The 21,590-nt window shown below is 66.1% G+C and carries 19 protein-coding genes and 1 pseudogene; 8 read left to right on the forward strand and 12 right to left on the reverse strand.

The window, feature by feature from the left end:
* The first annotated feature begins 166 nt into the window (after positions 1–166).
* The 4 genes from FHS74_RS25545 (at position 167) to FHS74_RS25560 (ending at position 7,129) form a co-directional block, all read left to right on the forward strand.
* Positions 167–2,287, forward strand: coding sequence for an ABC transporter transmembrane domain-containing protein (locus FHS74_RS25545; RefSeq protein ID WP_184807178.1), 2,121 nt, complete (start codon positions 167–169; stop codon positions 2,285–2,287).
* Complete coding sequence (locus FHS74_RS25550) at positions 2,284–3,522, forward strand: HlyD family secretion protein (protein WP_184807085.1); 1,239 nt, start codon at positions 2,284–2,286, stop codon at positions 3,520–3,522. Before FHS74_RS25545 ends, FHS74_RS25550 begins: the two co-directional genes overlap by 4 nt.
* A 962-nt stretch (positions 3,523–4,484) precedes the next feature.
* Positions 4,485–4,913 (forward strand): hypothetical protein, encoded by a 429-nt coding sequence (locus tag FHS74_RS25555; RefSeq protein WP_184807086.1) that lies wholly within the window; start codon positions 4,485–4,487, stop codon positions 4,911–4,913.
* Between the two features lie 275 nt (positions 4,914–5,188).
* Entirely contained in the window at positions 5,189–7,129 is a 1,941-nt protein-coding gene (locus FHS74_RS25560; RefSeq protein WP_184807087.1) for a DUF3857 domain-containing transglutaminase family protein, read from the forward strand.
* A gap of 16 nt (positions 7,130–7,145) precedes the next feature.
* Here the strand turns inward: FHS74_RS25560 and FHS74_RS25565 are convergent, their stop codons facing one another.
* Genes FHS74_RS25565 through mdcA form a run of 7 tightly spaced genes read right to left on the reverse strand, consistent with a single transcriptional unit; the run spans position 7,146 to position 13,138 of the window.
* Positions 7,146–8,063, reverse strand: coding sequence for an acyltransferase domain-containing protein (locus FHS74_RS25565; RefSeq protein WP_184807088.1), 918 nt, complete (start codon positions 8,061–8,063; stop codon positions 7,146–7,148).
* A complete protein-coding gene (gene mdcB, locus FHS74_RS25570) occupies positions 8,060–8,932 on the reverse strand; it encodes a triphosphoribosyl-dephospho-CoA synthase MdcB (protein ID WP_184807089.1) in 873 nt (290 codons plus the stop codon). The genes FHS74_RS25565 and mdcB overlap by 4 nt, the downstream gene beginning before the upstream one ends.
* Positions 8,929–9,555: a malonate decarboxylase holo-[acyl-carrier-protein] synthase gene (gene mdcG, locus FHS74_RS25575; RefSeq protein ID WP_184807090.1), complete on the reverse strand. Its 627-nt coding sequence runs from the start codon at positions 9,553–9,555 to the stop codon at positions 8,929–8,931. Before mdcG ends, mdcB begins: the two co-directional genes overlap by 4 nt.
* Positions 9,548–10,270 (reverse strand): biotin-independent malonate decarboxylase subunit gamma, encoded by a 723-nt coding sequence (locus tag FHS74_RS25580; protein ID WP_184807091.1) that lies wholly within the window; start codon positions 10,268–10,270, stop codon positions 9,548–9,550. Before FHS74_RS25580 ends, mdcG begins: the two co-directional genes overlap by 8 nt.
* The gene (locus tag FHS74_RS25585; protein WP_184807092.1) at positions 10,257–11,168 is read right to left on the reverse strand and encodes a biotin-independent malonate decarboxylase subunit beta; all 912 of its coding nucleotides are present in this window, start codon (positions 11,166–11,168) and stop codon (positions 10,257–10,259) included. The genes FHS74_RS25580 and FHS74_RS25585 overlap by 14 nt, the downstream gene beginning before the upstream one ends.
* A complete protein-coding gene (mdcC, locus tag FHS74_RS25590) occupies positions 11,165–11,479 on the reverse strand; it encodes a malonate decarboxylase acyl carrier protein (protein ID WP_184807093.1) in 315 nt (104 codons plus the stop codon). The genes FHS74_RS25585 and mdcC overlap by 4 nt, the downstream gene beginning before the upstream one ends.
* Positions 11,480–11,491: 12 nt before the next feature.
* Positions 11,492–13,138, reverse strand: a complete 1,647-nt coding sequence (gene mdcA, locus FHS74_RS25595) for a malonate decarboxylase subunit alpha (protein ID WP_184807094.1) — start codon at positions 13,136–13,138, stop codon at positions 11,492–11,494.
* 171 nt (positions 13,139–13,309) lie between these two features.
* Between mdcA and madL the strand changes: the two genes are divergently transcribed.
* From madL to FHS74_RS25615, 4 genes are all read left to right on the forward strand, one after another.
* On the forward strand, positions 13,310–13,735 hold the full coding sequence (gene madL, locus FHS74_RS25600; protein WP_184807095.1) for a malonate transporter subunit MadL: 426 nt from the start codon (positions 13,310–13,312) through the stop codon (positions 13,733–13,735).
* A gap of 11 nt (positions 13,736–13,746) precedes the next feature.
* The gene (madM, locus tag FHS74_RS25605) at positions 13,747–14,511 is read left to right on the forward strand and encodes a malonate transporter subunit MadM (RefSeq protein WP_184807096.1); all 765 of its coding nucleotides are present in this window, start codon (positions 13,747–13,749) and stop codon (positions 14,509–14,511) included.
* Between the two features lie 5 nt (positions 14,512–14,516).
* Complete coding sequence (locus tag FHS74_RS25610; RefSeq protein ID WP_184807097.1) at positions 14,517–15,218, forward strand: GntR family transcriptional regulator; 702 nt, start codon at positions 14,517–14,519, stop codon at positions 15,216–15,218.
* A 194-nt stretch (positions 15,219–15,412) separates the two neighbouring features.
* Entirely contained in the window at positions 15,413–16,009 is a 597-nt protein-coding gene (locus tag FHS74_RS25615; protein WP_184807098.1) for a DUF3833 domain-containing protein, read from the forward strand.
* Positions 16,010–16,052: 43 nt separating this feature from the next.
* Here FHS74_RS25615 and FHS74_RS25620 read toward each other — a convergent pair.
* The 5 genes and pseudogenes from FHS74_RS25620 to FHS74_RS25640 all read right to left on the reverse strand — a co-directional run.
* A pseudogene (locus FHS74_RS25620) lies at positions 16,053–17,714 on the reverse strand (methyl-accepting chemotaxis protein); the annotation flags it as partial.
* Between the two features lie 215 nt (positions 17,715–17,929).
* The gene (locus FHS74_RS25625; protein WP_184807100.1) at positions 17,930–18,586 is read right to left on the reverse strand and encodes a PqiC family protein; all 657 of its coding nucleotides are present in this window, start codon (positions 18,584–18,586) and stop codon (positions 17,930–17,932) included.
* Positions 18,583–20,220: a PqiB family protein gene (locus tag FHS74_RS25630; protein WP_184807101.1), complete on the reverse strand. Its 1,638-nt coding sequence runs from the start codon at positions 20,218–20,220 to the stop codon at positions 18,583–18,585. The genes FHS74_RS25625 and FHS74_RS25630 overlap by 4 nt, the downstream gene beginning before the upstream one ends.
* Entirely contained in the window at positions 20,213–20,926 is a 714-nt protein-coding gene (locus FHS74_RS25635) for a paraquat-inducible protein A (RefSeq protein ID WP_184807102.1), read from the reverse strand. The genes FHS74_RS25630 and FHS74_RS25635 overlap by 8 nt, the downstream gene beginning before the upstream one ends.
* On the reverse strand, positions 20,923–21,561 hold the full coding sequence (locus FHS74_RS25640; protein WP_184807103.1) for a paraquat-inducible protein A: 639 nt from the start codon (positions 21,559–21,561) through the stop codon (positions 20,923–20,925). Before FHS74_RS25640 ends, FHS74_RS25635 begins: the two co-directional genes overlap by 4 nt.
* Positions 21,562–21,590 lie beyond the last annotated feature (29 nt).

Below are 21,590 nucleotides of genomic sequence, written 5' to 3' on the forward strand. Positions count from 1 at the left end.
ATTAATAGCAAAGCAGAATTGACTGATTTGCGATAATCGTTGTTCGATGTGACCGATTGCTGCGCCCGGAACGTAATATTGTTGCGGGCGAGAAGCGTATCGTGTCACTTCGTCGGGCTCTTCCGTGCCGTTGCCATCCCTTCATCGTCGCTCCCAAGTCGAGCCTGTGCTGCAATCGGAGGCGGCGGAGTGTGGCTTGGCGTGCCTGGCCATGGTGGCGGTGTATCACGGCCACCGGGTGACGCTGTCGGAGCTGCGGCGGCGGCATGCGGTGTCGTTGAAGGGCACGACGCTCAAGACCCTGATCGCCATCGCCGATGCCCTGGGCTTCACCAGCCGGCCCTTGCGGTTGGAGCTGGACGATCTGCCCAAGCTGAAGCGCCCCTGCGTGCTGCATTGGGACCTGGCGCACTATGTGGTGCTGAGCCGGGTGACGACGCGTTGGGTGGAGGTGCACGATCCCGCCAGCGGCCTGCGCCGTCTGACGCAGGCCGAGGTGTCCAAGCATTTCACCGGCGTGGCGCTAGAGCTGACCCCAGCGGCCAGCTTCCAGAAGCGGGAGGTGGTGGAGCGGGTGCGCCTGGCCGACCTGTGGTCCAAGGCGGCGGGCTTCATCCCCAGCCTGGTGCAGATCCTGGCGCTGTCGGCCCTGCTGGAACTGTTCGGCCTGGTCTCGCCTCTGGTCAACCAGATGATCGTGGACGACGCCATCGCCAAAGGCGATCTGGACCTGTTGAACGTCATCGTCATCGGCGCCGCGCTGCTGCTGCTGATCCAGGCGGGCACGACGCTGCTGCGTGGCTATGTGCAGATGCACTTCGGCACGCTGCTGACCTTCCAGATGCGGGGCAACCTGCTGCGCCACGCCCTGCGCCTGCCGGTGCCGTGGTTCGAGAAGCGGCGCCTGGGCGACATCCTCTCCCGCTTCAGCTCTTTGCAGCCCGTGCAGGACTTGCTGGCCGGCGGCATCATCTCCGTGGCGCTGGACGGGGTGATGGCCCTGATCACCCTGGTGGTGATGGTGCTCTACGCGCCGGTGCTGACCGGCATCGTCATCGCCTCGCTGGCGCTGCTGATCGGGGTGCGGCTGGGCACCTTCCCCTGGCTGAGGCGCCTGGCCAACGAGGGCATCCAGTACCAGGCCAAGGTGGACGGCGTGTTCCTGGAGACCGTCCGGGGCGCTCGGGCGTTCAAGCTATTCGGGCGGGAGCGGGAGCGCCACGCCGTGTGGCAGAACGCCTACGCCGATAGCGTGAACAACGGCGTGCGGGTGCAGAAGGTGGGACTGAACGGCGGCGCCGGCCTATCCATCCTGTCGGGGGCGGAGACGCTGCTGGTGTTCTACCTGGGCGCCAAGGCGGTCATCGCCGGGGAGATGACCCTGGGTATGCTGATGGCCTTCCAGTCCTACCGGGGCCAGTTCTCCAATGCAGCCCTGTCGCTGGTGAACCAGTTCTTCAAGTTCCGCATGCTGGGACTGCACCTGGAACGCCTGGCTGATGCCGTGCATCAGGACCCGGAAGCGGGTCTGGATGCCGAGGTGCGGGAGGAGCGGCCGCTGGCGGGCGCCCTGGCCCTGCGCAACCTCAGCTTCCGTTACGCCGAGCATGAGCCCTGGGTGCTGAAGGATGTGGCCCTGTCCATAGAACCGGGGCAGTTCGTGGCCTTCGTCGGCCCCTCGGGCGGGGGCAAGTCCACCCTGCTGAAGCTGCTGATGGGCCTGTACCCGCCCAACGAGGGGGAGGTGCTGGTCGACGGCCTGCCGCTCAACGCCTTCGGCCTGCGCGCCTACCGTGAGCGCATCGGCGTGGTCATGCAGGACGACCAGCTGTTCGCCGGCACCATCGCCGACAACATCGCCTTCTTCGATCCCGACCTGGATCTGGAGCGGGTGGAGGAGGTGGCCAAGCTGGCGGCCATCCATGATGAGATCGTGCGCATGCCCATGGGCTACATGACCCTGGTGGGCGATCTGGGATCCACCCTGTCGGGTGGCCAGCAACAGCGGGTGCTGCTGGCCCGTGCCCTCTACCGGCGGCCCAGCATCCTGTTCCTTGACGAGGGCGCGGCCAATCTGGACATGCTGGCGGAGCGCCGCATCATGCAGGCTTTCGCCAATCTCGCCATCACCCGGGTGGTGGTGGCGCACCGGCCCACGGCCATCGAGGGTGCTGACCGGCTGTTCGCGGTGGAGGGCGGGCAGGTGCGGGAATTGGTGCGGGAGGTGGCGAGCCAGCCGCCGCACCTGGTTCCGTCCCCGGTCGGGACGCTGGAGGCCGTGCCATGACCGCCGGCCTGTTCCGCCCCGAGGTGGTCGAGAATGGCCGCCGTCGCCTGTGGGGCGAGGTCATCATCGTCCAGCCGGTGAGTCACGGGGTGATGACGGCGGTGCTGAGCCTGTTCACCGTGGCGGCGGCGACATACCTGGTGACCGGCACCTACGCCAAGACGGAGACGGTGCAGGGCTATGTCGCGCCCACCGGTGGCCTGGCGCAGGTCTACGCCAGCAAGGGCGGCATCGTGACGGCGGTGCTGGCGCACGAGGGCGATGTGGTGGCCCAGGGCCAGCCGCTGGTGGCGCTGTCGCTGGAGACGGCTGGGGCGGACGGCCCAGTGGGGGAGAAGCTGCGGCTGGAAACCCAGACCCGCATCCGCGAGACCGACGCGCAGATCGGGGCGGCGGAGGCGCGCTACGCCGAGGAGGGCCGGCGCCTGGCCGCGCGGCTCAAGGGCATCGCGGAGGAGCTGTCCAGCCTGGACCAGCGCCTGGTGTCGGAGCGGGACCTGCAGGTGCTGCAACGGGACGACGTGACCCGCTATGCCGAGCTGGAGGCCAAGGGCAACGGCACGCGGCTGGAACTGTCGCGGCGCAAGCAACAGGTGCTGGCGCAGGAAGGATCGATCCAGGAGTTGGAGCGGCAGCGGGAGGCGCGCCAGGGCGACCTACGCGACACACAATCGCAACTGGCCACCCTGCCGGCGGAGCGGGCGGACAAGCTGGCCCAGTTGCGCAGTGCCCGCAGCGAGCTGGAGCAGTCGCTGGCGCAACTGGAGGTGAACCGGGGCTACGTCATGGCGGCGCCGGTGGCGGGGCGGGTTGCGGCCATGCAGGCGCAGCCCGGGCAGACGGCCACGGCGCAATCGCCGCTGGCGGCCCTGGTGCCGGCGGGCAGCGACCTGGAGGCCAACCTGCTGGTGCCGTCGCGGGCGGCCGGCCTGATCCAGCCGGGGCAGGAGGTGCGCCTGCGGGTGGACGCCTTCCCCTACCAGCGCTTCGGCGCGGTGCGGGGCCGGGTGGTGCAGGTCAGCCACGCGACATACCGCGAGGGCGAACTGCTGGCGCCCATCCCCTACAAGGACCCGGTGTACCGGGTGACCGTGAGCCTGGAGCGCACCAGCGTCACCGCCTATGGCGAGGACCGGCCGCTGACCTCCGGCATGACCTTGACCGGCGACGTCGTCACCGACCGCCGGCACTTCATCGACTGGGTGCTCGACCCGTTGCGAGCTATTCACCGATAGATAGATTTTAACAATGAAGGGGGGCGTTTTCATAACTGAAAATGGGCGTTATGAAATATCACAACATCGAAGTTGAATGATATGATCAGAACCTTAGATGTGCAAGAAGTCGACATGGTTTCTGCCGGTAGTGGTGCTGGCGCTGCGAAGAACACGCTAAGCGGAGCGGCGGCTGCGGCCGGTATGCTATTGTCTATCGCGACCGGAAATATTCCAGGATTTTTTATCGCTGGCGCTGGCGTCTTGGCATCATATGCTGGCGCTATAGATGAAGACCACTCACATTCTTTTACCCCGGCTCCGGAATTTAGCCCTGGCTATGTTGATGGAGCTTGATACGCGCTAAGCAGGAGCACTGCCCGCGTACGCGGGCAGTGCCACTTGAAGTTTTAAAAATTCGACAGGAGGTATCATGTCCCGGTCCATGTCTATCTCGTTCAACGTTCTGGCCATTTCCGCAATTTTTCTGTCGATAGCGACTACGGTGTCGCAAATTTATTATAGAAAAGGATTTTTAATTATTGCTTCTGATTTTTTGGCATTTTTGTTCGTTTCTTTATTTTACGTTGTTTATAGAAATAAACTTTCCGAAAAAAATATAAAATATATTTGCTGTATATATGCGATTTTTTGCGCCGGTTATGCGCTGTATATTTTTAATTTATTATAAGAAATTTATCTCGCATTAAATAATGTTGCAGAACCATGATTTATATTTAAGGGACGGCGCTGTTGGTGCCTCTTTGGTGCCACCGCCGAGAAGAGTCTATCGAGCGCTGCCGCTTCCGTCATTGAACTTAGGCGGAATCGGGTCGGGGCTGGTTGATATATTCGGCGACGGTGGCAGCTACAGGGGCGGTAATTTCTATGAATCGATGGGTCTAGCGAACGAAGATTAAAGATATATTTGATTGTCTGGTTATCTGACCGGCCCGTCAAATATGCCAGCGTAAAGGATCAGAATGTTTACAATTTCAAACGGTGCAAAATCAGGAATGATCTACTTTTTTCCGAGGGCGCTATTTTACGGCGTCATATCAAAGTATATAGATGTTAGTTTCATCGTTGCTGGTGAGCGTCTTTCTGTAGATGTGTGTAAAAATCTCATATTAATTAATTGCATTCCATTTGTTATATTTGGAATAATAATGAAATATGACGATAGCGTCTATTTAATATTCATGGCATCTTTTGCAACAGCAGTTTGTTTTGCTTCAATGTTATATAGATTAAAATATTATGACGGCTTATATCTGACCGTAAATAAAGGCGGCGATTTAAAAGTTAATAGATCTCATGGCTGGTATCTGGCAGATTTCATTTTTTTTGCAACTCTATACAGTCGATGGTGCGGTTTTTCAGTTATAAAACAAGCGGGTATGTGGGGTTGACTCTAAGAATTATTGACTATTGGTTCTTTATGGTTGTTTTCGCAAATCTAACAACATTTATGATGTTGGATTTTCTATACAAAAATAAAAATGTTTATTGAATAAAAGGCGCATATTTATTGACTTTATGTTCATGTTATTCAAATGCCTTATCGGCAAATATAAAAATTATAGTAGCAGCGTATGTTTTAAATAATTTTTTTTGCTCTAATGACACGCCTGCTTTTGGGAGCGGTTTGTGGATTGCGTATGGCTCCAGAAAGGAATTTTCCCGAATGATTTGCGCTCCTCGGTCGCTTGATGGCGGCCTTTTCTCGGTTGGCTTCAAATCCCATCGCGCCTTTTCGCGCGCCCTTCTGGCCGCCACGGTCCTCGTTCCCTGCTGGTCGGCGGCCCAGGGTGCGGACCTGCCCATCGAGACGGTCCTCTCCACCGAGGACATCGTGGTGCAGAAGGATGGCACCTTCGTCGCCACCGATCATTTCGAGATCCTGGCCAAGACGGACGCCGCCGCCCACGCCATCGGCCAATTCCCGCTGTCTTACAGCGAGGCGATGGAGGCCTTGGACATTGATGAGGCGTACACCCTGAAGCCGGATGGCCGTAAGCTGCCCATAGACGTGACGGCCATCCAGGCGCAACTGCCCCACGGGTCGCCCAACATCCCGATGTACAACGACCAGCGGCAGAAGGTCCTGATCTTCCCCGATCTGGCAGGCGGCGACACCATCGTCGCCACGGTGCGCCGGCAGTTGAAGAAGCCCTTCTTTCCTGGGGAGGTCCTGCACGGCTCCTTCTTCAGCACCACGGTGACCATCCGGGACGCCCATGGCAGCCTGTCGCTGCCCAAGGGCATGCCCTTGTACCTGGATGCCGAGGGCATGACCCTCAGCCAGGAGGAACAGGGCGACCGCGTCCTGTACCGCTGGCGCCATGCCAACCTGACGCCCCTGGCCGAGGACATCGCCCTGCTGGCGCCGACGGACCGCAATCCCCGGTACTTCGCCACCACCTTCAAGGATTACGACAGCTTCGCCGCCGCCTACGCCAAGCTGTCCGCCCCGGCGGAGGAGGTGACGCCCAAAATCCAGGAACAGGCGGACAGCATCACCGCCGGCGTCACCGACCGGCGCCAGCAGGCGGAGCTGATTTATGCCTGGGTGGCCAGCCACATCCGGTATGTCGGCCTGGAACTGGGCCAGGGCAGCGTCATTCCCCATGCCGCCGACGCCGTGCTGACCAACGGCTACGGCGACTGCAAGGACCACGCCGTCCTGTTCGGGGCCTTGCTGAAGGCCAAGGGGATCGCCAGTGAGGTGGTGCTGATCAACGGCAGCAAGGGCTACACCCTGCCCAAGCATCCGTCGCTGCTGCCGCTCAACCACGCCATCACCTGGCTGCCCGAGTTCAAGCTGTACGTCGACACCACCGCTGGCGTGGCCCCGTTCGGCGTCCTGCCCTTCCCGGAATATGGCAAGCCGGTGGTGCATGCCACCACCGCCGGCCACGCCCTGCGCCAGGTGCCGGTGCTGGCCGCCGGCAGCGGCACCCAGGTTTCCACCACCGCGAAACTTGGGGTCGACGGCGCCCTATCCGGCGAAACGGTCACCACGGCCACAGGTCCCTTCTCCGTCATCCTGCGCCAGATGGCGCAAGGGATACAGGCCCAGGGGTCAGAACAGGCGGCGACCGCCCAGTTGCAGGCGCTGGGAACACCCGGCACGGGCGGTTTCACCATGGCCAGCGCGCCAACGGATCCGGGGCCCAACTACAGCGTCACCGGCCGGTTCGCCGCCGACCCCATGCCAGAGCGGCTTTCCGGCGCGGGGTTCGCCATGCCGGGCGGATTGCGCCTGTTCAATCCCGTCGGGAATTTCCTTATGGGGCTGCTGGCCCTTCCCCGGATGAAGGATACGGAGCCGACGCCCTGCTATACCGGGCGCACGGCCGAGGATCTGTCGCTGGAACTTCCCCAGGGTTACCACCTGGCCAGCCTTCCCAAGGACGCGACCATCACCACCGACACCCTGACCTATGCCAGCCACTGGTCCCAGGATGGCCAGGTGGTCCGCCTTCATCGTGATTTCGAGGCGCATATCGACCAGGCGCTGTGCACGGGCGATGTCCGGAAGGCCGCCGCCAAGGCGCTGCTGGCCATCGCGGCGGATCACAGGGCGACCCTGTCCTTGACGGCGGATCACGCGGCCACGCAGTGATCCTGGGCGTGCTGGTTCAAGCGGTGAGCCAGGCACGTGCGCCGGCGAGGCCGCGGAAGTCATCCAGGGCGCGGACCTCGGCGATGGGCAGGACCGCCGCCGCCATGTCCGCCAGGGCGCGGCCGGGCCCCAATTCCAGGATCCGGGTCACCCCACGCTCACCCAGGGCTTCCAGCAGCTCCGCCCAGTCTATGGTCTCCGCCACCTGCCCGGCCAACCCGGCCAGGGCTTGTTGGGGACGGCTTACCAGGGTGGCGCCGCTGGCGGTCATGAGGCGAAGGGTGGGGCGCTGGGTGGGGATCGCCGCGAGGGCGGCGGCGAAGGGCGCCACCGCGCCGGCCAGGCGCGGCGTGTGCGAGGCGACGTGCACGGCCATCGGCGCGGCGCGCGCGGCACCTTCCCGCAGGGCCGCCGCGCACAACGCCTCCGCCGCCGACCGGGGGCCGCCGACAATGAACAGCCGGTCGGGGTTGACGATGGCGATGGCGCAGCCGAAACGTTCGGCCAGCCGCTCCACCGTTCCGCGGGGCAAGCCGCGCACGTAGGCCAGCTGGTCATCCGGTCCGCCCGCGACATCCATGCTTCTGGCCCGGTGATCGACCAGCCTCAGGGTTTCCGCCGGTGGCCATACACCGGCGATGCCCCAGGCCGCCATCTCGCCGACGCTATAGCCCGCCACAATGGTGTCCGCCGGCACGCCGTTCGGGAACAAGGCGGCGGCGGCGGCCAGGGCGCGGGTCACACAGAGGATCTGCCCCTCGCGGTTGGCGTGCAGCGTGGCGATGGGGGCCGTCCGGCAGAAATTCGCCGGGTGGTCGCCGAGGATGGCGGCGGCGGCGGCGAAGGCCGGCACCGCCGCCGGCGCGTCCGCCAGCAGGCTGAAGCTGTCGCGATCCTGCCGGCCCTGGCCGGAACAAAGCAGCGCGAGGCTCACGTTTCCAGCGCCTCCGTGAAAAGCGCCATGGCGAGCAGGTCAGCGCATCCCCCGGGGCTGAGGTTCCGGGCCACGAACGCCTCATGCACGGACTTGGCGTCCCATCGCCACTGCCGGCGTCCAACCCCGCCGTCCCGCAGGAAGCGACTTGCCTCCCCCCGGGCGAACTCCAGCCCCCCGATCCCGCCGCGGTACAGCAGGTTGCTGTCGTCCACGGCGGCGATCAGGGCCATGCAGGCTTGCACGCGGGCTGCTTCCTCGTCGCCCGCCGCCAGGCGGCGTCCATCGGCCAGGGCCGGCCGGGCGACATCATAGACGGATGGCATGCCGGCGGCCGCCTCCTCGCGGGCGCCGCCCACGCGGTAGCGCCGGGCGACGACGCCACCATGGCTGTCGGACTCCTGCGGCTTGGCGGTTATTTCCCCGCCCCAGCGCGTGGCGATCAGGCGGCCCAGGGGCTGCCGCCAGGCGCAGGCCATGGCCAGCCCGGCCGCCGCCGCCAGCAGGCCCAGCCCGAAGATCGCGCCGCGGTGGGTGTTCACACCCCCGGTGGCGCGACGCATCGCCCCCTCCGCCTCCTGCCCGATCAGCCGTAGCCGGTCCATGCCCGCGTCGGCCGCCCCGGCTTCCGCCAAGGCGACGAAGAATGGTTCCAGCGTGTGGGCGCTGAGGCGCAACAGGGCGGCGTCCATGTCCTGGTGGGCACCACTGTCGATATGGCTGACCAAGCCGGGTTTCGGCCAGGTTTCCACTTCCAGGATCAAGGCCCGGGTCGCCTGGTGGCCGATCCACCGGGCGGAGGTCCGATCGTCGGCCTGGAGGAAAGGGGAGGGGGCGGGCTGTGCCAGCGTTCCATGCGGCGGGGTCATGGGAACAGGTCCTCCCGGGGGACCAGGACAGGGCCGGCCAGGGTTTTGACCAGTAGCTGCGGGGCGTCCGACAGCCACTCCCGCCACTGCACCGCGGCCCCCGCCGGGGACACCAATTCCGCGTCCAGGCGCATCGGCGCCTGGGCGGCGATCTCTCCCAGCATCCCTGTCTTCCGGATCGCGTCCGTGCGGGAGGAGCAGGGGATCAGCAGATCCAGGTCCGACGTGGGGGTCAGATAGGACAGCCCGGTCAGGTGCTGCCAGGCAAGGCTGCCGAAGCACCGGCAGGACGGCTCCGCCTCCAGCAGGGCGTCGATCGCCGGCTGCCAGGGGGCGGGCGCTACGGGCCGGGCGTCGCGCACCAGCGGCGGTGGCGTCACCCGTGTCACGGCGCCAGCCGGGCAGGACAGGCTCAGCCGCTTGCGCCCCATGCCGGGCGGCAGGGGCAGGCCCAAGGGCACGGATCCCTCCGGGTCGGCGCAGAGGCGTTGGCGGAAGATGACCGGCCGCCCCAAATCCGCCCAGTCGAACACGTCCTCCACCAGGCCCGTCACCTGGCTGCGCCAGGCATCGGGCGACAGGTGGGCGAGGTCGTGGCGCCGTGGCGCGGCAAGGTCAACCATGGGCCAGCGCCAGTCGTTCCACCTCCTGCGCGATTGTGGCGGCCTTCAGCCGGCCGCCCCGCTCCCGGCCCAGCTCCGCCCGCCCATCGGCGGTGGCGGGGGTGGCCAGCAACGCCTTGAGCTGATCGCTCAGCGGCCGCGCCGGATCCCAGATCTCGGCGATCGCGCCGGTGGCGAACAGATTGTCCAGGCCCGGCGCGAAGACCGGCGTGGTCCCCGCCTTCTCCGTCAACACCTCCACCGACAGTTTGGTCACCCGCGCCATCGACGGCAGGTCCATGACCTCTGGCCAGGCGCCGGGCAAGGCGACCAATGAGCCGCAGGCCAGGGCGGTGGCGATGAAGGCGCCAGCGGCGCTGCCACCATACAGCAGCCCGATCGTGCGGTGTCCCGCCCGCTCCGCCTGCCATAACGCTTTCGCCAAATGGGCCAACGTTTCGCTGAGGCCCATCAATTCGTCGCGGCGGCTCATCCTCTGGCTGCCGGAATCGACCAGGAACAGCAGGGGTGCCGGGTCCGGCCGCTCCGCGATGGCGAGGATGCGCCCGGCGAGCGCCAGGGCCTCGTCGACACCGGGATAGGTCTTGCCGGTGATGCCGACGATGTCGACCACGGTTTGCGGGTCAAGTCGCCCGGTGCCGGAGAGTAGGCCGCCCGCTTCCCCGACCTGATGGCCAGCCGGGAAAAGCGAGGAGAGGATGTCAGCGGGCCGCATCGGCGCTCTCCCGTTGGGTGTTCGCGAGGGTCAGGAAGGCGCTGGTGTCCAGGTCCGGCAGGGCGGCGGGATGGGGAAGGCCCAGCCGGGCCCAAACTTCCGTGCCGTCGGTGGCGTCGCCGAAGCGCGCCAGGCGGCGCTCCAGCCGCCCCTGCTCTGATGCGAGCGCCGCAGGGTCCAAGAGGGCAGGGCGTTCCAGCGCCGCGACGGCCCCGGCCCGGAAGGCGGCGACATCGTCGCCGACGAAGAGATCGACGCCGCCTATCAGATAGCGGTGCTTGCCCCCCATGGTGCGCCAGACCAGCGCCCGGTCCCGGGAGTCGAACTCCTCCACGCCCTTGTTGGTCTCGATGACTTCCGGTCCGGAGACGGAGAGCCGCCCCTGCTCGGAGATGACCAGCGCCGAACAGCAGCCGGCGATCAGGCTGCCGCCGCCGTAGCAACCGGCGCGGCCACCCAGCAGCCCGACCATGCGCACCCCTTCGGCGCGGGCGTCCAGGGTGGCGCGGATGATCTCGGAAATGGCCAGTTCGCCGGCGTTGGCTTCCTGCAGGCGCACCCCACCGGTGTCGAACAGGATGACCACGTCGCGCTTCAGCTGGCGGGCGGCGTGCAGCAGGCCCGTCAGTTTGGCGCCGTGCACCTCACCGATGGCCCCACCCATGAACCGCCCTTCCTGGGCCGCCACCAGAACGGGCTTCCCCGCCAGCGCGCCGGCGCCGACGATGATGCCGTCATCAAACTGGCGCGGAAGATTGAACAGGGCGAGGTGCGGGCTCAGTTCCCGCCGCTCCGGCCCGAGGAATTCGGTGAAGCTGCCGGCGTCGAGCAGATGGGCCAGGCGGCCCCGGGCCGATTCCTCGTACCAGCTTCGGGGCAGGGGGGTGGGGCTGGTCATTCCGGTTTCTCCATCAGGCGCACGCCCTGGGCCAGGCGCAACGCTACCGTGTCCGGCCGGGCGCCGCCGTCATTCACGGTGATGCGCAGGCCGCCCGCGGCGGAGCGCGCGGCGAAGTCGGCCGTCACCGCCTGCCACAGGTCGGCGAAGCCGTGGGCCGGGGTGGCGATGTCGATGACGCAGCGGTCGGGCGCCTCCCCCCGCTCAAGCAACACCTCAAGATTGCCGGAGGCGACGACACCCACCAGGGCCACGGCGCGGGTTCCCCCGGCGGGCGTCGTCGTGCTGAGTTCGTAGCGCAGGTTTTCCATGGGGATGGGGCCTTACCAATTGCGGAAGCGGCTGGGCGGCCGGTAGAGCCCGCCCGAGGCGATCATCAGGTCCTTGATGGAACGCGCCACCAGCAGGCTGCGGTCGGCGTCCAGGGGGTCGATGCCCAAATCTTCGGGCCGCTGGATGACTTTGCGCTCGCGCAGGCGTTCCACCATCTTGCGGTCACGGGCGCGGCCGACCTCGGTATAGCCGGCGACCCCCCGGATGGCCTGCTCCCGCTCGTCCTTGTCGCGGCACAGCAGCAGGTTGGCCACCCCCTCTTCCGTGACGATGTGGGTGACGTCGTCGCCGTAGACCATGACCGGCGCCAGGTCGAGGTCCAGCTTGTCGGCGAGGTCCAGGGCGGACAGCCGCTCCACGAACATCGGCGCATTGCCGTCGCCGAAGGTCTCGCCGATCTGGATGACCAGTTTGCGCCCCCGGCGCAGGGCCGGGGCCCCGGTCGGGTCCGCCTCCTGGCCGGCGCGCAGCCAGGGGGCGCTGGGATGGCGACGCCCCCGGGCGTCCGATCCCATGTTGGGCGCCCCCCCGAAACCGGCGACCCGGCTGCCGGTGATCGTGGAACTGTTGCCAGCCAGGTCGATCTGCAGCGTGGAACCGATGAACATGTCGCATGCGTAGAGGCCGGCGGTTTGGCAGAACGCCCGGTTGGAGCGCAGCGAACCATCAGGGCCGGTGAAGAAGATGTCCGGCCGGGCCCGCATGTAGTCCTCCATCCCCACTTCGGAGCCGAAGCAATGGATCTGTTCCACCCAGCCGCTTTCGATGGCGGGAATCAAGGTCGGGTGGGGGTTGAGCGCCCAGTGGGTGCAGACCTTGCCCTTCAGCCCCAGCCGTTCGCCGTAGGTCGGCAGCAGCAATTCGATGGCGGCGGTGTTGAAGCCGATGCCATGGTTCAGCCGACGCACGCCGTAGGGGGCGTACAGCCCCTTGATGGCCAGCATTGCCGTCAGGATCTGGGTTTCCGTGATGGCCGCCGGGTCGCGGGTGAACAGCGGCTCCACATAGAAGGGGCGCTGGGCGTTCACCACGAAATGGACCTGGTCGGCCGGTATGTCGACACGCGGGACCTGGTCGACGATCTCACCCACCTGGGCGATGACCAGCCCTTTGCCGAAGCTGGTCGCCTCCACGACGGTGGGCGTGTCCTCCGTGTTGGGGCCGGTGTAGAGATTGCCGGCCCGATCGGCGCTGACCGCGGCGATCAGCGCCACCTGGGGCGTCAGGTCGATGAAATAGCGGGCGAACAGCTCAAGGTAGGTGTGGACGGCGCCCAGCTCGATCCGGCCGCCGAACATCATGCGCGCGATCCGGGCGGATTGCGGGCCGGAATAGGAAAAGTCCAGCCGCCGCGCTATGCCGGTTTCGAAGATGTCGAGATGCTCCGGCAGGACGACGCCCGACTGCACCATGTGCAGGTCGTGGACCTTGGCCGGATCCACCTTGGCCAGGGCCTTGGCCAGCACGTCCGCCTGCTTTTGATTGTCACCTTCCAGGCAGACCCGATCGCCGGGGCGCAGAACCGCTTCCAGGAACGCCACGAGGTCCTGGGCCGCGACGACCTTGCCCGAGGCCAGGCGGCGGCCCGCTTCCAGCCGCGCCTGCCTGTCCCGGCCCTTCATGTTCCAATCCCGCATGATCGACCTTCGTATGCGCAAGGGTGTATTTTCCCGACCATTGTATCCGCAATTGCGGGAAATTCAATATCGTGTATTCTCACGGCGATGGACCTAGAGAGTCTGCATGCACGGGAGGGGAATAATGGCGACTTTGCGTTTTGATGGACCAACAGGCCGGGGAGGCCGGATATGACCATCTCCGGTGTGGCGCTGCTCGCCATCTGCACCCTTTTGGGCAGTTTCCTCGGTGATCTGCTGGGGTCGGCCCTCGGGGTGAAGGCCAATGTCGGTGGTGTCGGCATCGCCATGTTGCTGCTGATCGCCGCGCGCCTCTGGCTCACCCGCCGCGGCCTGATGACCGCCGGCGTCAAGTTTGGTGTCGAGTTCTGGGGCGCCCTCTACATTCCGATCGTGGTGGCCATGGCCGCCCAGCAGAACGTCCTGGTCGCCGCGCGCAGCGGTCCCCTGGTGCTCATCGCCGGCATTTCCGCCGTCCTGATCTGCTTCGCCACCGTCGCCTTGATCAGCCGGATCGGCAAGAAGGGCGAGACCATGGATGAGATCGAGGCCAAGGCCAGGGCGCAGGCATCGCCCCCCGGCGAGCCGGTGGTTTGAGGGGGATGGTCATGGAAATCCTGAAGCACGCCCTGTCCGCCAACGCCTTGGTGACCGCGTTCGCCATCGTCGGCCTGGTGATGTGGTTGTCGAACGCCATATCGAAACGCCTCCTGTTCGGCCGGGTCCACGGTTCGGCGATCGCCATCGTCATCGGGCTCGCCGCCGCCTTCGCCGCCGGCCTATGGACGGGTGGGGACAAGGGGGTCGTGGATATCCCGGTCCTCGCCGGGATCGGCCTCATGGGGGGGGCGATGCTGCGCGACTTCGCGATCGTGGCCACGGCTTTCGAGGTGGACGTCATCCAGGCGCGCAAGGCAGGCGCCATCGGCGCCTGCGCCCTGGCCCTGGGAACGATCCTTCCCTTCATCGTCGGGTCCCTGGTGGCGGTCGCCTTCGGCTATACCGACGCCGTGTCCATCACGACCATCGGTGCCGGCGCCGTCACCTACATCGTCGGTCCGGTGACCGGTGCCGCCCTGGGCGCCAGTTCGGCCGTGATGGCGCTGTCCATCGCGACCGGTGTCTTCAAGGCGGTGTTGGTCATGATCGGCACGCCCATCGTCGCGAAGGCGATTGGCCTGGACAACCCACGCAGCGCGATGGTCTTTGGTGGCCTGATGGGGACGGTCAGTGGCGTTTCCGGCGGGCTGGCGGCGACCGATCGGCGGCTGGTGCCTTACGGCGCCTTGACGGCCACCTTTCATACCGGACTTGGTTGCCTGGTCGCCCCGTCCATCCTCTATCTTATCGTGCGGGGAATTGTGGGGGGCTGAGGATCATGAGCGCGATCGTTGACCTGACGGAAGGCATGCCCGAGGAACGGGCGCTGCTCTCGGACCGGATCCGCGACGCGCTGACCGATGAAATCGCCCGTGGTGACCTGCCCGCGGGCATGCAACTCGACGAACAGGATCTGGCCGATCGGTTTGGCGCCTCGCGGACCCCGGTGCGCGAGGCGTTGCGCCAGCTCGCCTTCAGCGGCCTCGTGGAGATGCGTCCCCGGCGCGGCGTGGTCGTCACGCGGCTGACGCCTGAGCGCATCATGGACATGTTCGAAGCCACGGCGGAGATCGAGGCCATGTGCGTGCGTCTTGCCACGCACCGCATGACGCCGCTGGAACGCAGCCGCCTCATGCGGCTGCACCGGGAGTCCCTGGAGATGGTGGAGCGGGGCGACATCGACGCCTATGACGCCTTCAACCGGGAATTCCATGAAACCCTCTATCATGCGACCCACAACAGCTTCATGGCCGAACAGGCGATGGCGGTCCGCAAGCGCCTGAATGCCTTCCGGCGCACCCAGTTGCGTCAGGGGGACCGCATCGCCCGCTCCCGGGAGGAACATGACAGCGTCATGGCCGCCATCGCCGAGGGGGACGGCGAAACGGCCGCTCGCCGCATGCGTGCCCACATGCTGAACGCGGCGACGGCGCTGGAACAATACATCGCCGAACATAGCGTGCCGGCCGCATCCGAATGAGCGGGCGCGCCAGCGCTTGAGGGGCTCTTGGGGGGGCGGACTTCATGGCATGACGTTCCGTGTCGTGCGCCTGATCGCCCGCGTCCGGCGGTGATCCGTTCGGCGTTTCACGCCGTACCTCAGATCACCTGCGCCGCCGCCGTCACCATAGGGGTGCCCCGGGACTTCGCGCGAAGGTTCATGAGGGGGCGGACATGTGGAAGCGGTTCTTGGCCATGCTGGCGTGCGCCCCGCTGTTCAGCGGATGCGCGACCATGACGCCGACGGACTTCGCCCAGGGCACGCCGCGGCTGGTGCTGGAAGATTACTTTTCCGGCCACACCAAGGCCTGGGGCTTGTTTGAAGATCGCTTCGGCAAAATCAGGCGGCAATTCACCGTGGACATCGAGGGCACCCGGCGGGACGATGCGTTGATCCTGCATGAGGTCTTCCTCTACAGCGACGGCGAACGGGAAGAGCGGACCTGGACGGTGCGCCGGGTCGCGCCCGACCGGTATGAGGGAACGGCGGGTGACGTCATCGGCACCGCCCGGGGCGTGGCATCCGGCAATGCCTTCAACTGGGCCTACCGCATGGATCTCAAGGTGGGCGATGGCCGGCTTCGCGTGTCGTTTGACGATTGGATGTTCTTGCAGCCGGGCGGGGTGATGCTGAACCGCGCCCACGTCAGCAAGTGGGGCGTGGAGATCGGATCGGTCAGCATCTTTTTCCGGAAGGGCGACGGGGATGCCGGACAGCCCCCTGGGGCAACCCCGGTTGGGGATGCGGGCGGCCGTTCAGCGTCCAACTGACCGGCCGCCCGCGGGAAAGCGCTGAATAGGGGGCGTCCCTTTCTCAGGCGGCGCGCAATTTGGCGAAAAAGTCGGAGACGGCTTCCTGCAGCCGGGCCGATTCCTTGGCCAGGCTCTGGGAAGCGTCCAGAACCTGCACCGAGGCGGCGGCGGTTTCCTCGGAGGCTTCGGCCACGGCGCCGATGTTGTTGGACACCATCACCGTGCCTTTGGACGCCTCGGTCACGTTACGGGTGATCTCCCGCGTCGCCGCCCCCTGTTCCTCCACCGCCGCGGCGATAACGGAGGTGCCGGCGCCAATGTCGCGGATGGTGGACTGGATCTGGCGGATGGCCGTCACCGCGTCCGTCGTTTCCTGCTGGATGGCTGCCACCTGGGCGCCGATGTCCTCGGTCGCCTTGGCGGTTTGGTTGGCCAGGGCCTTCACCTCGGTGGCAACGACGGCGAAGCCCTTGCCAGCCTCCCCCGCGCGGGCCGCCTCGATGGTGGCGTTCAAGGCCAACAGGTTGGTCTGGCTGGCGATTTCACGGATCAGGCCGATCACCGCCTCGATCCGCTGGGCGCCCTCCGCCAGGCCGTTGACGGTGGCGTCGGTGCGTTCCGCCTGGCGCACGGCCTGGTCGGCCACGGTGGCGGACTGCAAGGCCTGGCGGCTGATCTCACCGATGGAGGCGGTCAATTCTTCCGTCGCGGCGGCAACGGTCTGCACGTTGGTCGATGCCTCCTCCGCGCCGGACGCCACGGCCTGCACCTGGCGCCGGTTGCCATCGACGATCTGGGTCAGGCGGCCGGCCGTCTGGCCCAATTCCTCGGCGGCGTGGGCGACGAAATTCACCAGTTCGGTTGAGACCTTGTTGAACTCCTCGATGTGCAGCTCGCGCTGGCGCACTTGCTCTTCACGGCGCGCCTGTTCCTGCCGGGCGGCTTCGGCCAGTTCATCGGCGCGGATCATGCTGTCGCGGAAGACGGCGACGGCGGCGGCCATGCGGCCGATCTCATCCAGCCGGTCGGCGCCCGGGATTTGCACCGACAGATCATGGTCGGCCAGACGGCCCATGGCGGCCGTCATGTCGTCCAGCGGTTTGGACACGAGGCGTATCAGGGCGAAGCCGGCCAGTCCCCCCAGGGCCAGGGCAAGGATGATGGCGCCCGTGACCATGAGCTTGGCGTCGGCGTAGCTGTTGCGGTTGGCTTGGGCCGCCATGTCGGCGCCCTTCATGTTGACGTCGGCGTCCAGCTTCAACGCCTGGCGCAGCTTGGTGAAATTATCAATCATTTCGCCACGGAAGGAGGCGATGGCCTCATCCATCTGTCCGGCGTGGGCGGTGGCCAGCAGCTTCTGGTGCAGGCCCAGGTAGACTGTCCACAGCCGGCTGATGTCGTCGGCCGCCGCCCGTTCCTCCCCGGGGCCGATCAGCGGCTGATAAGCCGTCCAGGCCTTGTCGTAGTCCGCCAGCGTCGCGGCGAAGCGCTTTTCCACCTCTTCCCGCATGGCCGGCTCCTTGACCAGCAGGTAGGACCCCTCCAGGGAACGGAAGCGTTCCGTCGCCTGCACGATCTGCCCCACCGCCCGGGTGGATGGCAGCCAGTCGTCGCGGATCTCCATGGCTGAATTGTTCATGCGCGCGGCCTGCACCATGGCGACCAGGCCCAGAATCAGGGTGATCGTCAGCACGGCGCTGAACGCCAGGATGACCTTGCGGCGGATGGACAGGTTTTTCATGGCTCTTACGGTTCCTTGGCCGAAGTCCGGACTGGCGCGTGGCCAGCCCAAATCCCCGGCGCCCCCTCGAGACCGGGTCCGGCAAGGGACACGGGAGGACGGCGCCATCAGGCTCAATAGTCCGTTAAGCATGTTAAGGAACGGTAAAGCGCGCCCCTATGCTTATGGTTAAGGGGGCTTGCTCTTCCGTCCTCCTATCAGGAGCCATCCGTGCCGCAGGCTGCCGGCGTGGTGCCGGGGGCCGCTTGGTCCAGCCGCGACAGGCTGTCGGCGACGGCCGCCGCCAACTGGGCGGCTGCGCTCGACAGGGCGGTGGCCGCAGCGTCCGTCGTCGTTGCCGTCACTGGGACGCTGAAGCCGGCGCGGCAGGTGAGGGCGGCGCCCTGGGGCAGCCGGCGCATGGTCCAGCTGCCGTCCACCACCGCCGTGCCGCCAGGGGTGGCGTCAAAGCGTTCGATGCGCAACGCCAACCGGTATTGCGGCGGGCCGTTGGGGGCGGGAGCCACCGGCGCCTGGTAGACGTCGGTGGCGCGCAGCCGCTGCCAGAGGGTGCCGGCCAGGGCCAGGCGCATCTCATCGGCCACGGGTGCGGCCCAGCGATCCTCGTCCCGCACGTCGAGGCGCCCGGCGGGGTCGGTGAGGACCAGCTGGGTCCTGTTCAGGCGCTCCGGCACGGCCACCGGCAGCACCTCCACCAGTACCCTCGCGGTGCCGGCCGCCGGTGCGCCGGCGGGCTGCGGCGCCAGCGCGTGATAATGGATGGGCGCCGATCCGCCGCAGCCGGCCAGAAGGGCGAGGCCGGTGAGGACGCCCAAGGCCTGGGCGAGACGGGAAGGGGGCGGCATCACGGTCATTCGTCCTTGTCCTTTCTGCCGCGCACCAGGGATTCCGGGTGGCGTTCCAAACTGTCGCTCAGGGCTTTCAGGGACCGGGTGGCGTCCATGACGCCCTTCAGGGCCTGGCGGGTATCCTGTTGCAGCGGCGCGTCGGGGGCGACGCTGGCCTGCGTGGCCGCGAGGGTCTGCTCCATTTGTTTCAGGCTGTCGCGGATTTCCGGCAGCACGTCATGGTCGGCGTGCTGTACCAGATCGTCGATATGGCGCGTGGCGCTGTCGACACTGGCCAGCGCCTTGCGGGCGTTCTCGCCGATGGCATCGAAGGGGATCTTGTTCAGCTTCGATACGATCTGCTGCACCTGTTCATACAGCGCCTCCAGATCGCCGGGCACGGTGGGCAGTTCCACGGGATCGCCCTTGGGGTCCAACGTCGCCGGCGGGGCGTTCTTGATGAAATCCAAGGCCACGTAGAGTTGCCCGGTCAACAGGCTGCTGGTGCGCAGTTGGGCGCGTAGACCATGCTCCACGAGTTGGCCCAGCACCTTCAGCCTGGCGGCGGTGTCGGCTTCCGGCGGCAGGGTCCGTTCGTAGGAACTGAGGCGATCAGGGAAAATGTTCACCGTCACGCGGGCGGCGAAGTCCTGGCTGGCCGGTTCATATTCCACGCCGACGCTGGTGACGTTCCCCAGTTCCACACCGCGGAAATCCACCGGCGCCCCCACGGTCAGGCCGCGGATCGATTGGTGGAAGCGCAAGAGCACCGGCACATGGTAGCCATCCGGCGCCTTCAGGGCGTCGGCATGGTTGGCGGCTAGTTCGAACTCGCTGCCGGCGGGTGCGGGTGTCATGGGCGTGTCGGGGGGAACCTCGAAAGCGATTCCACCCATCAGGATGGTCGCCAGGGCCTGGGTATCCACTTTGAGGCCGGAACCGTCGATGCGCACGTCTATGCCGCTGGCATGCCAGAACTTGGCGTTTTTGGTGACGAACGAATCATAGGGTGACTTGATGAAGACGCGCAGCGTGATGCGCCGTCCGTCCTTGTCCAGGGTATAGCGCTCGATGTGGCCAACGGGGATACGCTTGTAATAGATGGGGGAGCCTGCGGCCAGCGACCCGATGTCGTCGGTATGCAGCGTGTAGCGTTGCCCGGGCACGTCCGAGGCGACCACCGGCGGGTCCTCCAGCCCGGTGAACTCCGTGCGTGGGTTGTCCGATCGGCCGGCATCGACACCGATGTAGGACCCCGACAACAGGGTGTTCAGGCCGGACACGCCGGTTTCGGCGAAACGCGGACGCACCACCCAAAACCGGCTGTCCTCGACTGCGAAGCCCTTGGTGTCCTTGGTCAGGTCCACCTTGACCAGCACATGGGCGTGGTCGGGACTGAGGGTCACGGCTTTGACCTCGCCGATGTCGACATCCTTGAACTTCACCTTGGTCTTGTTTGGCTCGATTCCATCGGCGGTGACGAAGCTGATGGTGATGCTGGGCCCGCGCATCCAGAGGGTCTTCACCACGAGCGTCAGGCCGATCGCTGCCGCCAGCAACGGTATCAGCCAGACCAGCGACGGGACCCAGCGCCGGCCGGGATCGATCACCGGTTCTGGCAAGGAACCGGCAGGGGCGTTTTCGGGGGTGGGGTCAGCCATGGTGTTTTCCAGGGGGGTGTTTCCCTGAGGGGTGTTTCCCAGGGGCGGGGCGTCGTGCGCGGTCCCAGATCATGCGCGGGTCGAAACTGTGGGCGGCCAGCATGGTCAGCACGACCACCGCCCCGAAGGCGGCGGCGCCCGGACCGGCCTGGATGACAGCCAGTCCCTGGAAATGCACCAGCCCGACCATCAACGCCACGACGAACACGTCCAGCATGGACCAGCGGCCCACGAACTCGACAATGCGAAACAGTCGGGCGCGTTGGTGCGTGCCGCCGGCGGCACGGCGGTGGATGGAGAGGGCGAGCGCGCTGAGCGTCGCCAGTTTCAACAGGGGCACCAGGATGCTGACGCTGAAAATCAGGATGGCCAGTTCCGGTGAGCCCGAGGTCCAGAAATAGGCGATGCCGGACAGGATGGTATCGTCCTGCGTTCCGAACAGTGTGACCGTTTCCATCACCGGGAACAGGTTGGCGGGGATGTACAGGATAACGGCGGCGATCAGCAGCGCCCATGTTCGCGACAGGCTGTCCACTTTGCGGGGGTGCAGGCGGCCGGCGCAGCGCGGGCAGCGCAGCCGCCCCCGCAGGGTGGGGGTGTCCGTGGCGATGTCCCGGCACACCAGACGGCAATGCGGGCAGGCGACCAAGCCAGCGTCCGCCGCGGTGGTGATCGGTGGGATGGGGGGAAGGGGGGCGGCGTTCATCGGTGGACAGGACGTCCAGGCGCTTTGAGGGAGGCGACGGTCCGGGGGGCCACGTGCCATAGGGCATGCAAATCCATCGACAGGATGACGGCCATCAGCACGGTCAAGATGCCGAATGCCCACAGCGCCACCCCTGGCAGCACTTGGGCCATGTTGGAGAGTTTAACCAGCGAGACGACGATGCCCAGCATGAACACCTCGATCATGCCCCAGGGGCGTAGCGTCAGCAGGAAGCGCAGCAGGGGGGCGAACGCGCGCGTCGGGCGGCCCCGTCGGGTTATCAACAAGAGGGACAGCATGGCCCCCAGATCGATCAAAGGGAACAGCAGCGTGGTGGCGAACACCAGGACGGCCACCAACTCACGGCCATCCCGCCAGAGTGAGAGCACGCTGCCAACGAGAGTGGCGCTGTTGCTGCGGCCCTGGATCTGCAGGTCGACGATGGGGAAGCTGTTGGCGATCAGGTAGGTCAGGATGGCCGCCGTCACCAGCGCCAGCTGGTTGTCCAGCTCCAGGCGGGACCGGCGGTACAGCACGGCGCGGCACCGCACGCAACGGGCCTTGGCGCCGGGTGCCAGCTCTCGCCGTTCATGCAGCGCGTCACATTCGGGACAGGCGACCAGGAGTTCGGTCACGGGGGGTGTCAGCTCTTCTGTCGTGGTTC

The sequence above is a fragment of the Nitrospirillum iridis genome, assembly GCF_014205765.1.
In the GTDB taxonomy this organism is placed as follows: Bacteria; Pseudomonadota; Alphaproteobacteria; order Azospirillales; family Azospirillaceae; genus Nitrospirillum; species Nitrospirillum iridis.